The following is a 12,723-nucleotide window of genomic DNA, read 5'->3' on the forward strand; positions in this document are numbered from 1 at the left end:
AATCTAACCTGCCTTCATGACGAACCGACCGTTCCGGTGGGACCTGGTGCGTCCCGACCAGGTCGGGACGCTCCTCGACGACGTCGAAGAACCCGACCTCTGGTTCCTCGACAACCTCACCCCCTGCACCGCCAAGGTCCTGGCCCGCTGCGGCAACGGCGAACTCCACTTCGTCGGCCGCTCGCTGGACAGCATGCACGACCTCCTCGGCGGCGCGCTCGAACGCACCTCGTGGCACGACCGCGTCCACCACCTGCCGATGTCCCTCAAGCCACGGCGGGGCTTCGACCCCCAAGACGTCGCCCTGCTGCGCGAAAACCTGGCCGCCGCGGGGATCACGCCGTATGCGCTTGCCCGCGGTACCCGGCCGACCGTGTTCGTCGATCTCGTCTACGAAGGCGATACCTTCACCGAGCTCTACCTCCAGCTGCGGCGGTGGATCGACGAGGAACGGGAAGCCTGGCAGGTGATCCGCCGGAAGCTGCGGTTCCTCGGCGTCACCCTGCGGCAGCCGATCCGGCCGGACGCCTGGCGCTGGCAAGAAGACGTGACGTGGCCGGCCGAGCTGCCCGCGCAGGCCGTCCGCAACGTCTCGCTCGCCCGGGACGTCTGGTTCTACTTCGGCAACGACCAGCCGAAGCTGACGCCGTCGTTTCCCCGGCAGCGCTGGACCGACGAGACCGTCCGGACCCCCGACCACGGCAAGCGGACCCGCCGCGCGCTGGCCGAAGCCTTCGCGCTCGTCGCCGCCGGGCGGACCGCCGCTCTGCGCGACCGGCTCGTCCAGACGATCACCACCGAACCCGCCATGGCCGAACCCTGGCTGCGCACCCTCATCACCGAACTCCGCTCCTGACCGCGCGGTCAGCCGCGGAAACCGACATCCGGCGCCTGCCGTCGCGCGGTGGGCCTCGGTACGGTGGCCGCATGATGCGGAAGGCGGTTGCGGTGCGGCGGGAGGAGATCGTGCTCGCCGCGCTCGAACAGATCCGGGCCCGGGGCATCGCCGGGGTGCGGGCCGCCGATGTGGCTCAGGCCCTCGACGTCAGCACCGCCCTGATCTTCTACCACTTCGGCACCCTCGAAGCGCTCATCATCGAGGCGTTCCGGCAGGCCGCGGAGCGGGACCTCGCGAACCTGCGCGACGAACTCGACCGCGGCGGCCCCGTCGACGCCCGCCTGCGCGCCGTTCTGACGCTGTACGGGCCCGCCCCGCCCGCCAACGGCTGGAAGCTGTGGATCGAAGCGGGCGCCGCCGCGATGCGCGATCCGCAGCTGCGGGCCGTGCTGCAGCGGCTCGACCTCCGGTGGCGCGACGCCGTCGTCGCGTTGATCGCCGAAGGCGTCGGTGCCGGGGTGTTCCGGTGCCCGGACCCGCACGGGGCGGCGTGGCGGCTGACGGCGTTGCTCGACGGGCTCGCGGTGCAGGTCATCGCGCGCGAAGGCACCGTCACCGCCGGCGACTGCGCCCGGTGGGTCGAGCAGGCGCTGGCGCACGAACTCGGCCTCCGCTCTTGACCGGCGGATCAGGATCGGGAGGGGCGATGACCGAACCCGCGTTGCTCGAAGTGGCGTGGACCGACCCGGTCACCGGGTGCCGCGGCTACCTGGTGATCGACCGCCTCGTCCGCGGCGTGGCCAGCGGCGGCCTGCGGATGCGCCGCGGCTGCACGCTCTTCGAAGTCCGCGGCCTGGCCAGGGGCATGACGCTCAAGGAGGGCCTCAACTACGACCCGGACGGCCGGTACGTCCCGCTCGGCGGCGCCAAGGGCGGCATCGACTTCGACCCGTACGACGAGCGCGCCCGCGACGTCGTCGCCCGCTACCTGCACGCCATGCGGCCGCTGATCGAGCGGTACTGGACCATGGGCGAGGACCTCGGCCTGCGCCAGGACGTCATCGACGGCGTGATCGCGGAGATCGGCCTGCTCAGCTCGGTGCAGGCGATCTACCCCCTGCTCGAAGACCAGGAGGCGGCGACCGCGCGGCTCGCCGAAGCGTTCCGGATCGAGGTCGGCGGCCTGGGGCTCGACGAGCTGGTCGGCGGCCTCGGCGTCGCCCAGGCCACGCTCACCGGGCTCGAGCTGCTCGGGCTCCGGGGACCGAATCGCGCGGTCGTCCAGGGCTTCGGCTCGATGGGCGGCGCCACCGCGCGGTTCCTCGCCGAGGCCGGCCTGCAGGTGGTCGGGGTCTCGGACGTCCGCGGGGTCGTCGCCAACCCCGGCGGCCTCGACGTCGAGAACCTGCTGCGGCACCGCGACCGCTTCGGCGGGATCGACCGCGACAACCTGAAGCCGGGCGACGAGCTCCTGCCGCCCGAAGCGTGGCTGGACGTGCCGGCCGAGGTGCTGGTGCCGGCGGCGATCTCCTACTGCGTCGACAGCGACAACCAGGCCAAGATCGGCGCGAAGCTCATCGTCGAGGCCGCCAACATGCCGGTCACCGCGGACGCCGAAGAGCTCCTCGACGCCCGCGGCATCCACGTGCTGCCGGACTTCGTGGCCAACTCGGCGACCAACTCCTGGTGGTGGTGGACGCTCTTCGGTGACGTCGACGCGGACGCCGACGAGGCGTTCGGCAAGGTGCGGGCCCGGATGCACGAGCTCGTGACCAGGATGTTCGAGGTCGCCACCCTGGACGGCCTGAGCCTGCGCGCCGCCGCGCTGCAGCTGTCGGAGAAGAACCTGGCGGCCATCCAGGCCCGCTTCGGCTGAAGGCCGGGGCCGAGGGCCGGGGAACGAATCGGACCCCCAGATAGTTGAACGCTCTATGAAACTCGGGATCTACAGCTTCGGCGACCGCGCGCCGGACCCGCACACCGGCGAGCAGCCCACCGTCGCGCAGACGCTGGCCGACACCCTCGAGCGGATCAAGCTCGCCGATGAGCTGGGCCTCGGCTTCTACGGCCTCGGCGAGCACCACCTCGACCAGTACGCGATCTCGAACCCGGGCACGGTGCTGGCCGCGGCGGCGAGCATCACCAGCCGGATCACGCTGAGCTCGGCCGTGACGGTGCTGAGCACCGAGGACCCGGTCCGCGTCTACCAGCAGTTCACCACCCTCGACCAGCTCAGCCACGGCCGCGCCGAGCTGCTCGCCGGGCGCGGGTCGTTCACCGAGTCGTTCCCGCTGTTCGGCAACGACCTCGGCGACTACGACGAGCTGTTCGACGAGAAGCTGGCGCTGCTCCTGCGCATCGACCGCGAGGACCCGCTGACCTGGTCCGGCAAGTTCCGCCCGCCGCTGGAGAACGCGCGGATCCTGCCCCGGCCCTACGGCGAGCGCCTGCGCATCTCGATCGGCACCGGCGGCAACCCCGAGTCCTCGATCCGCGCGGGCCTGCTCGGCCTGCCGGTGGTGTACGCCGTGATCGGCGGCCGCCCCGAGCGCTTCGCCCCGCTGGTCGACCTCTACCGCCGCGCCGGCGAGGCCGGCGAGCAGGACCCGGCCGACCTGCACGTCACCATGAGCGCGATCGGCTTCGTCGCGCCGAACTCGCAGGACGCCAAGGAGAAGTTCTACCCGTACTGGCTCGAAACGATGAAGTACGGGGCGAAGGCCCGCGGCTGGGCGGTCCCGACCCGCGCCGAGTACGACGAGTACACGCGTGACGCCCAGGCCTTGTTCGTCGGGAGCCCGCAGGAGATCGCCGAGCGGCTCATCGAGGTCGGCAAGCTCACCGGCGCGGACCGGTACGCGCTGCAGATGGACTGGTCCGGCGTGCCGCACGCCGACGTCATGCGGGCCATCGAACTCCTCGGCACCGAGGTGCTCCCGTTGGTGGAGAAGGAGTTCCAGAGGTGATGTTCAGGGACGTCGTCCCGGGCAACCGCCTCTCCCGCATCGACCGGGTCACCGGCGAACCTCGCCAGGTTCACCGACCACGGCCTCACGGTCGAACACGTGCACCCTGGCCGACGGATCGGCTTACGCCCGCTTCTAGACGTCGTTCGCGGCGATGTAGCCGAACGTCATCGCCGGGCCGATGGTCGAGCCGGCGCCGGCGTAGCTGTGGCCCATCACCGCCGCGCTCGCGTTGCCGGCCGCGTACAGGCCGCGGATCACGGACCCGTCCGGGCGGAGCACGCGCGCCCGGGCGTCCGTGCGCATGCCGCCCTTCGTGCCGAGGTCGCCGGGGACGAGCTTGAGCGCGTAGAACGGCGGCGCCCACAGCGGCGCGAGGCAGGAGTTCGGCAGCACCAGCGGATCCGTGTAGTAGTGGTCGTACGCGCTCGCGCCGCGCCGGAAGTCGGTGTCGACGCCGGACCAGGCGAAGCCGTTGAAGCGGTCCACAGTGGACTTCAGGGCGGCCGGCGGCACGCCGATCTTCGCACCCAGGTCCGAGATGCTCGACGCCTTGAAGACCGCGCCCGCCGAGTACCAGGCGTCCGGGAACGGCAGCAGCGGCAGGATGTCGCGGAACAGGTACTTGTTCCGGTAGTTCTGGTCGACCACCAGCCACGCCGGGATGTCCGGCGCCGTCGGGTTCTTGTCGTACATGGTGTGCACGACGTCGCTGTAGGGCGCGGCTTCGTTGACGAACCGCTTCCCGGCCTGGTTCACGATCAGCCCGCCGGGCAGGGTGCGCTCGGCCAGGCAGAAGTACGGGTCGCCGGGCGTCGGGATCGCCGGGCCCCACCAGGCGTCGTCCATCAGGTCGAGCGCGGCGCCGGCGCGCTGCCCGGCGCGGTGACCGTCACCCGTGTTCTCCTTGGCCCCCACGGTCCAGGCGGTGCCGATCGGCTGCCGCTGGTACTGCGCGCGCATCGCGGCGTTGTGCTCGAACCCGCCCGAACCGACGATCACGCCGCGGCGGGCGCGCACCAGCCCCTGTGGCACCAGGACCCCGGTGACGGCGCCGTTTTCGACGTTCAGGTCGACGAGCGGGGTGTTCAGCCACACCGGGACGTTCGCCGCGAGCAGGCCCGCCCGCAGGCCCGCGGCGAGGGACTGGCCCATGGTGAGCGGCTTCTGCCCGGCCAGCGCGGCGGCCGTGCCGCGGGCGAGGCAGGCGGCGGCGACCGCGGCCCCCTTGGCGTTCACCGCGGCGAGGTTCAGCCACTTGTAGTCGGCGCTGAACACGACCATCCCGGCCGGCGTCGCGAGGTAGGGCGGGTTGAGGTGCGCCAGCTCGGCGCCGAGCACGTTCCCGTCGAGCTGGTCCGGCTCGATCGACCGGCCGTTGGGCAGGCCGCCCGGCAGCTCCGGGTAGTAGTCGCTGTAGTCCTCCATCCAGCGGAACCGCAGCGGGCTGTTCGCCATGACGAACGCGATCATCTCCGGGCCGTTGCGCAGGAACGCCTCCTGCCGCGCGGCCGGCACCTCGGGGCCGACGACGGCGGCGAGGTACTGCGCGGCCTTCGCCGGCGTGTCCGGCACGCCGGCGGCGAGCAGCACCGGGTTGTTCGGGATCCAGATGCCGGCGCCGGAGCGGGCCGCGGAGCCGCCGAACGTCGGCGCCTTCTCGACCACGACGACGCTCAGGCCCCGCTTGGCCGCCGTCAGCGCCGCGGTCATCCCCGCCGCGCCGGAGCCGACCACGACGACGTCGTACTCGCCCAGCAGCGGCGCGGCGCCCGCGGACGGCGCCGCCGCGAGCCCGGACGTCACGGCGAGGCCCACGCCCGCGGCGGTGCCACGCAGGATCTGGCGGCGGGTCAGGTCGGCGTCCATGGCCACACTCCTCGCTCGCGGAACGGCGAGGGCCATGATCTCGGCACCAGCACTGAACTGGAACAGGTTCTACCCGCTTGGAGCAGCCGCGGACGGCCACATTGGACCGGTCGCGCCAACCACGGACGGCATTCGGCGCAGGGTCAGGCCGTCCAGGTCACCGGCACCTCTTCGGGTCCGCGCACCGACAGCGGCGGCCGCCAGGCGATCGTTTCCGATGACACGGCCAGGTCCAGGCCGGGCAGCCGGTCGAGCAGCGTCCGCAGGGCGATCTCGCCCTCCAGCCGGGCCAGCGCGGCGCCGAGGCAGAAGTGGACGCCGTGCCCGAAGCCGAGCTGCGGCGCGTCCTTGCGGCGGATGTCGAACGCGGTCGCGTCCGGGAACACGTTCTCGTCGCGGTTGGCGGCGCCGACGTGCGCCAGCACGGCTTCGCCCCGGCGCACGAGCACGCCGCCCAGCTCGACGTCTTCGAGCGCCACGCGCAGCAGCGACGAGTCGACCGGGCCGTCGTAGCGCATGATCTCCTCGACCGCGCCCGGCGTCAGCGCGGGATCGGCGCGCAACGCCGCGAGCTGCTCCGGGTGCCGGCACAGCAGGACGACGCCGGACGCGATCAGGCTGACCGTCGTCTCGTGCCCGGCGAGCAGCAGCTGCGTCGCGAGGTCGATCAGCTCCGGTTCGGTGAGGCGGTCCCCGTCCTCGTCCCGGGCGTGCACGAGAGCGCTCAGGAAGTCCTCCGCCGGGCGGGTCCGCTTGGCCGCGACCAGCTCGGCCATGTCCTGGGCACCGTCCCGGCGCGCTCGCTCGACGTCGGCCGGCGTGTGCTGCATCGGCGTGACGATCACCCGTGACCACTGCCGGAACCGCTCGCGGCCGGCGAACGGGACGCCGAGCAGCTCGCACATGACCGCGGTCGGCAGCGGGAAGGCGAACTCCTCGACCAGGTCGGCAGGCGGGCCGTGCGCGACGAGCGCCGCGGCCAGCTCGTCGGCGAGCTCCTGGATCCGCGGCCGCAGCGCGGCGATCCGGCGGACGGTGAACGCCTGCGCCGAAAGCCGCCGCAGGCGCGTGTGGTCGGGCGGGTCCATGTTGAGGATGCTGTGCTCACCGGTCGAGAAGTCGCCCGGCTCGATGAGGCACGGCGCGCCCGGGTACAGCAGCTTGCGGCTGAACCGCGGGTCGGAGAAGACCGTGCGGACGTCGTCGTACCGCGTCACGAGCCAGCCTTCGTGCCCGCTCGGGAACGCGATCCGGGACACCGGCGGGTGGCCGGCGTAAACCGCCCCCAGCGGGACGGCGGGATGGTCCTTCTCGGCGGGGTAGGCAGCGGTCATGGCGCCGATGATGAGCGCCGCGCTCGGCGTGGCGGAAGGCGTGGCGCCGTGCAAGACCCGGCCGGACGCGGAATTTCGCCCGGACGGCCGCCCCTCCGGGCGTCCCGTCCGTCCCTTGTGGACATACAAGTTGACGACTGCCTCATGTTGTGGATAAGTTGAGGACAGTCTCAAGTTCTCTTCGAGGAGGATCCCTTGCCGAAAGTGATCGCCGTCCTGGGTGCCGGGCCCGGACTCGGCCTGTCGATCGCCCGCCGCTTCGGCCGCGAAGGCTTTACGACGGCGCTGGTCTCGCGCACCGACGCCCGGCACGCGGCGTACCGCGAGTCCCTGGCGGGCGTCACCACGCACACCTACGCCGCCGACGTGACCGACGACGCCCAGCTCCGGGCGGTCCTCGCCCGCATCACGGCCGAAGCCGGCGAGATCGACACGGTGTACTTCGGGCCGGCCGACGCCACGGCCGGCCCGGGCATCACACCGCTCACCGAAGCCGGGGCGAGCGACCTGCGCGGGCCGTTCGAGTCCCTCGTGCTCCCGGCGGCGAGGCTGGTCGAAGCCGTCCTGCCCGGGATGTTGGAGCGCGGCTCGGGCTCCTTGCTCTTCGCCGGCGGCCTGAGCGGCAAGTACCCGATGCCGATGCTCGGCAGCCTCGCCCCGGCGTCGGCGGCGCTGCGCATGTACGTCCTGACGCTCCACGCGGCCCTGCGCGAAACGGGCGTCTACGCCGGGGCGTTGACGATCGGCGGCCTCATCGAGCGCGGCGACATCCACCGGATGTTCACGTCCCAGGACCACGGGTTCACGCCGGGAACACTGAACCCGGACGACATCGCCGGCAAGGCGTGGTCCCTGTACACCGGCCGCGAGGAGGCCGAAGCGGAGTTCAACGCGATGGCGGCCGTCTAGTCTGGGGATCATGTTCACCCCGGGGGATCGGACCCTGCTCCGCGACGCCCTGGTCGACGCGGCCCGGTCGGACGGGCGCGTCACCGGCGCCGCGCTCACCGGCTCGGCCGCGCTCGACGCCGAAGACGCGTGGTCGGACATCGACCTCGCCTTCGCCGTCGACGGCGACCCCGAGCCGGTGCTCGCGGACTTCACCGCCCGGATGTACCGCGAGCACGGCGCGGTGCACCACCTGGACGTCGTGTTCGAGCGGACGGTGTTCCGCGTTTTCCTGCTGGCGAACACCCTCCAGGTCGACCTGGCGTTCTGGCCGGCCGCGGACTTCGGCGCGACCACGCCGAAGTTCCGGCTGCTGTTCGGGACGGCGCAGGACCGTCCGGCGACCCCGCCGCCGGACGCGCGCCGGCTGATCGACCTGGCCTGGCTGCACGCGTTGCACGCGCGGTCGAGCATTGAACGCGGCCGCGGCTGGCAGGCCGAGTACATGATCAGCCGGGTCCGGGAGTACGCACTGGCGCTGGCCTGCCTGCGCCACGGCGTGCCGGCGGTCGAGGGCCGCGGCCTGGACCAGCTGCCCGCCGAGGTCACCGGTCCGTTCGAAGCCACGCTCGTCCGCGAACTGAGCGACGCCAAGCGGGCTTTCCACGCCGTCATCGAGCTGTACATCGGCGAGATCGAGCAGGTCGACGCCGACCTGGCCACCCGCCTGGCACCGCTCCTGCGCGAGATTTCCTAAGCCAGGTAAGCGAGTTCCGGGTGCGCGGCGAGGTAGCCGTCGAGCAGCCGCCGGGCCACGGAGACCGAATCGACCAGGGGGTGCAGCGCGAACGCCCGCAGCGCCGCGTCCCGCGAACCCGTCGCCGCCGCCTCGATCGTCGCGCGCTCGACCGCCTTGACCGCGGTCACGAGACCCAACGCGTGGTCCGGGAGCGGCCCGGCGGCGAGCGGCCGGGCGCCGTTCGCGTCGACCACGCACGGCAGCTCGACGACCGCGTCCCCCGGCACGCCAGGAAGCGCGGACCCGTTGCGGACGTTGAGGATCAGCGTCGTGCGCTCGCCGTGGGCGATGGCCCGCATCAACGCCAGCGCGACCTTCTCGTAGCCGCCACCCTCGAGATCGTCACGCTCCCCTTCGCGCGTCTCGGCCATGTACGTCGCTTCGCGCTCCAAGCGTGTGCGCTCCCACGAAGCCAGCGAGGGTTCCGCGTAGAAGCCGCGTTGCTGCTCCAGCAGGAAAGCGCCGCGCGACGCCGAACCGAGCGCCTCGCGCGCGAAGTAGTAATAGTGCAGGTACTCGTTCGGCACCGCACCGAGCGCACGCAACCAGGGAGCGCCGAAGAGCTTCCCTTCCTCGAACGACTCCAGCGCGCCGGTGTCGGCGAGCAACCGCGGGAGGACGTCTTCACCGCCGACGCGGACCGCGCGGAGCCAGCCCAGGTGGTTGAGGCCCGCGTAGTCGAACCAGGCCGCCGCCGGGTCGATCCCGAGGGCGCGGGCGACGCGGCGGCACAACCCCACGGGTGAGTCGCAGATGCCGATCACCCGGCCGCCGAGGTGCTCCGCCATCGCTTCGGTGACCATGCCGGCGGGGTTGGTGAAGTTGATGACCCACGCGCGCGGTGCCAGCTCCCCGATCGCCCGCGCGAGGGCGACGGCGACCGGGACCGTCCGCAGCCCGTAGGCTATTCCGCCCGCGCCCACGGTTTCCTGGCCCAGCACGCCTTCCGCGGCCGCGATCCGCTCGTCCAGCCGGCGGCCGCGCAGGCCGCCCACGCGCACGGCCGAGAACACGAAGTCCACATCGGACAGTGCGGTGGCGAGGTCGGTGGTGGTGCGCACGCCCGGGGCGCCGGGCACCCCCGCGGCCTGCTCGGCGAGGACGCGTTCGACCGCGGCGAGGCGGCCGGCGTCGACGTCGTGCAGGACCAGCTCGGTGACGCTCCGGTCGGCCAGCAGCGCGCCGTGCACCAGCGGCACGCGGAACCCGCCGCCGCCGAGGATCGCGAGCCTCACCGCAGCACCTCGACGCCGGCTTCGCCCAGGGCCGCGCAGGTCGGTTCGTCGGCTCCGGCGCTGGTGACGACGACGTCGAGCGCGTCCGGGCCGCAGACCCTGGCCAGCCCGGTGCCGGGGAACTTGCCGGCGTCGGCGAGCAGCACCACGCGGTCGGCCGCGGCGACCATCGCCCGCTTCACCGGTACCTCGACGACCGTCGAGTCCATCACGTGGCCGTCGCCCCGGACGCCGCTGGCGCCGAGGAAGACGGTGTCCGCGCGCACCTGGCGCAGCGCGTCCTCCGTCAGGAATCCCACCATCGAGTGGTAACTGCGGCGCACCACGCCACCCAGCAGGACGAGCTGGACGTCCTCGGCGTCCTTCAGCTCTTCGTAGACGGCGAGGCTGCTGGTGATCACGGTCAGCGCGCGGTCGCGCAGGTGCCGCGCCAGCCGGTGCGCGGTGGTGCCGATGTCGAGGAGCACGGTGTCGCCGTCGGCGACCAGGCTCGCCGCGCGGCGGGCGACGGCGTCCTTTTCGCCGGCCCGCTCGGCGGCCACGTGCGCGAACGGCTCGTCGTCGTCGGGCGCCGCCATCGCACCGCCGTAGACCCGGGTCAGCCGGCCTTCGCGGTCGAGGTGCACCAGGTCGCGCCGCACGGTGGCCTGGCTGACGCCGAGCCGCTCGGCCAGCACGCCGACCGGGGCCGGCCCCTCCGCGCGGAGGGCCCGCAGGATCAGCTCGTGGCGACGCTGGGGCAGCATCCGGCGACCATAGCAGTCAAACTCGCTCATCCCGCGGACGAGTTTGCGCAGCTCTTGCGAAATCTGGGCGGCTGACGCACGCTCGTGCGCACCCTTGCGCACTTCGTGGAGGCGCCCGTGACGGCTGAGCCCGCACCCGACATCGATGTCTTCCTCTCCGGCCTGCTGTTCTTCGACCTGGTCTTCACCGGGCTCGAACAACCGCCGTCGCCGGGCACGGAGGTGTGGACGGGCGGCATGGGCTCGGGACCGGGCGGCATCGCTAACTTCGCGGTCGCGCTGAGCCGCCTCGGCCTGCGGACGTCGCTGGCGGCCGCGTTCGGCACCGACGTCTACGGGCGCTACTGCTGGGACGTGCTGGCCCGGCAGGAGCACATCGACCTGTCGCGGTCGCGGCGGTTCCCCGAGTGGCACTCCCCCGTCACGGTCTCGCTGGCCTACGCCGGCGACCGCGCGATGGTCACCCACGGCCACCCGCCGCCCGTCCCCGTCGCGGAGCTGGCCGGCTCGCCGCCGCCGAGCCTCGCGACCGTCGCGCACATCGGCCTCGACACCGCCGAGTGGGTCCACACCGCGCACCAGGCGGGCAGCCTCGTCTTCGCCGACGTCGGCTGGGACCCGTCGGAGGCCTGGTCGCCGGCGCTGCTGGAGCAGCTGGCGTGCTGCCACGCGTTCCTGCCCAACGACGTCGAAGCCATGCGCTACACCCGCACGGACACGCCCGAAGCGGCGTTGTCGACGCTCGCCGAGCTCGTCCCGATCGCCGTGATCACCCGCGGCGGCGCGGGTGTGCTGGCCGTCGACGGCACCACCGGCGAGACGGCGGCCGTGCCCGCGCTGCCGGTCGACGTGCTCGACGCGACCGGCGCGGGCGACGTCTTCGGCGCCGGGTTCGTCGCCGCCACCCTGACCGGCTGGCCGCTGGCCGAGCGGCTCCGGTTCGCGTGCCTCACCGCGAGCCTGTCCGTCCAGCACTTCGGCGGCGCGCTCGCGGCGCCGGGCTGGCACGAGATCGCCCAGTGGCACGCGCGGACGCGGCGCCCGGACTACGCGTTCCTCGACGACGTGCTGCCGGCCGAGACGGTCGCCGGGATCCACCGCGGCCCGGTGACGCTCGGCTTCGGCGACGACAGCTGGCGCTGAGCCGCGACCTTCCGGACATATCGCTGATCATGCCCGCGGCCGCCGACCGCCCGCGCGGATCCGTGCCACGATGGGAGCAGACCCGGCCGAAGGAGGTCCGCCAGTGCCCGATTGGGACGGTCGTGGCCTGCCGCCCGTCGCGCGGGCGCGCGTCGACCGCTTCGCCGCCTCCGGGCTGAAGACGTCGCTGATGACCGTGCCCGGCGCGGTGGGCGCCGAGGTGGCCGGGTTCACCCCCGTCGGGGAGGTGATGGGCTGCGTCGTGCAGCAGTTCGGGTGGACCGGCCCGACGGCGGCCTGGGCCGCCGACCAGGTCGAGCAGCTGGCGCAGCTGCTGCGCCACGGTTACACGACCGCGCTCGACCGCCTGTCCCAGGAGGCGACCGCGCTGGGTGCCGACGGCGTCCTCGGCATCCGCTTCACGATCACCTCGCTCGACGGGGTGATGCAGGAGTTCGTCGCCCTCGGCACGGCCGTGCGCGCCGAGACCGAGCAGCGCCCGCGGCGGCTGTTCACCACCGAGCTGCCGGGCCAGGACGTCGGCAAGCTGATGCAGGCCGGCTGGGTGCCGGTGAGCGTCGCGATCGGCGTCGCCGGGCGTGCCCACTACGACTACAACATGCAGAACCAGACGACCGCGTGGGCCGGGAACACCGAAGTCGACGCGCCCACGAAGGTCGTCAACGAGGTCCGGGGCGCGGCCCGGGCGGAGTTCGCCCGCGCGATCCGCGACTGCGGCGCCGACGGCGGCATCGTCTCGGAGATGCTCCTGCGCACGTGGCCGGTCGACGGGGTCGCCGTCTCCGGCATCGCGAGCGTGACCGGCACCGCGATCGCCCGCTTCCACGAAGGGCGCGCCGCCCCGACCGGCGCGCTCAAGATCCTGCCGCTGAACCGTTCCTGAG

12 protein-coding genes are annotated in these 12,723 nt (G+C 72.9%); 8 read left to right on the top strand and 4 right to left on the bottom strand.

What is annotated here, in order from left to right; translation table 11 throughout:
• Window positions 1–16 precede the first annotated feature (16 nt).
• From ACH54P_RS22540 to ACH54P_RS22555, 4 genes are all read left to right on the top strand, one after another.
• The gene (locus tag ACH54P_RS22540; RefSeq protein ID WP_489915792.1) at window positions 17–856 is read left to right on the top strand and encodes a hypothetical protein; all 840 of its coding nucleotides are present in this window, start codon (window positions 17–19) and stop codon (window positions 854–856) included.
• Window positions 857–927: 71 nt separating this feature from the next.
• Window positions 928–1,518, top strand: a complete 591-nt coding sequence (locus tag ACH54P_RS22545) for a TetR/AcrR family transcriptional regulator (RefSeq protein ID WP_489915794.1) — start codon at window positions 928–930, stop codon at window positions 1,516–1,518.
• A gap of 26 nt (window positions 1,519–1,544) precedes the next feature.
• Entirely contained in the window at window positions 1,545–2,714 is a 1,170-nt protein-coding gene (locus ACH54P_RS22550) for a Glu/Leu/Phe/Val dehydrogenase dimerization domain-containing protein (protein ID WP_489915796.1), read from the top strand.
• Window positions 2,715–2,769: 55 nt separating this feature from the next.
• Window positions 2,770–3,804 (top strand): LLM class flavin-dependent oxidoreductase, encoded by a 1,035-nt coding sequence (locus ACH54P_RS22555; RefSeq protein WP_489915798.1) that lies wholly within the window; start codon window positions 2,770–2,772, stop codon window positions 3,802–3,804.
• 135 nt (window positions 3,805–3,939) lie between these two features.
• Here ACH54P_RS22555 and kstD read toward each other — a convergent pair whose 3' ends face one another.
• Together kstD and ACH54P_RS22565 are read right to left on the bottom strand one after the other, a co-directional pair.
• Window positions 3,940–5,673: a 3-oxosteroid 1-dehydrogenase gene (kstD, locus tag ACH54P_RS22560; protein ID WP_489915800.1), complete on the bottom strand. Its 1,734-nt coding sequence runs from the start codon at window positions 5,671–5,673 to the stop codon at window positions 3,940–3,942.
• A 143-nt stretch (window positions 5,674–5,816) separates the two neighbouring features.
• Window positions 5,817–7,007 carry a cytochrome P450 gene (locus ACH54P_RS22565; protein WP_489915802.1) on the bottom strand — a complete coding sequence of 397 codons (1,191 nt, stop codon included), beginning with the start codon at window positions 7,005–7,007 and terminating at the stop codon, window positions 5,817–5,819.
• Between the two features lie 204 nt (window positions 7,008–7,211).
• Between ACH54P_RS22565 and ACH54P_RS22570 the strand changes: the two genes are divergently transcribed.
• Window positions 7,212–7,916, top strand: a complete 705-nt coding sequence (locus tag ACH54P_RS22570) for an SDR family NAD(P)-dependent oxidoreductase (RefSeq protein ID WP_489916578.1) — start codon at window positions 7,212–7,214, stop codon at window positions 7,914–7,916.
• A 10-nt stretch (window positions 7,917–7,926) separates the two neighbouring features.
• A complete protein-coding gene (locus tag ACH54P_RS22575; protein WP_489915804.1) occupies window positions 7,927–8,652 on the top strand; it encodes a nucleotidyltransferase family protein in 726 nt (241 codons plus the stop codon).
• Here the strand turns inward: ACH54P_RS22575 and ACH54P_RS22580 are convergent.
• The gene (locus ACH54P_RS22580) at window positions 8,649–9,929 is read right to left on the bottom strand and encodes a 6-phospho-beta-glucosidase (RefSeq protein WP_489915806.1); all 1,281 of its coding nucleotides are present in this window, start codon (window positions 9,927–9,929) and stop codon (window positions 8,649–8,651) included. The genes ACH54P_RS22575 and ACH54P_RS22580 overlap by 4 nt on opposite strands.
• Window positions 9,926–10,675, bottom strand: a complete 750-nt coding sequence (locus ACH54P_RS22585) for a DeoR/GlpR family DNA-binding transcription regulator (RefSeq protein WP_489915808.1) — start codon at window positions 10,673–10,675, stop codon at window positions 9,926–9,928. Before ACH54P_RS22585 ends, ACH54P_RS22580 begins: the two co-directional genes overlap by 4 nt.
• A 117-nt stretch (window positions 10,676–10,792) precedes the next feature.
• Between ACH54P_RS22585 and ACH54P_RS22590 the strand changes: the two genes are divergently transcribed.
• Both ACH54P_RS22590 and ACH54P_RS22595 read left to right on the top strand, forming a co-directional pair.
• On the top strand, window positions 10,793–11,818 hold the full coding sequence (locus tag ACH54P_RS22590; protein ID WP_489915810.1) for a carbohydrate kinase family protein: 1,026 nt from the start codon (window positions 10,793–10,795) through the stop codon (window positions 11,816–11,818).
• Between the two features lie 103 nt (window positions 11,819–11,921).
• Entirely contained in the window at window positions 11,922–12,722 is an 801-nt protein-coding gene (locus tag ACH54P_RS22595; RefSeq protein ID WP_489915812.1) for a heavy metal-binding domain-containing protein, read from the top strand.
• Window position 12,723: the final 1 nt, after the last annotated feature.

The sequence above is a fragment of the Amycolatopsis sp. N2S4-7 genome (assembly GCF_058119595.1).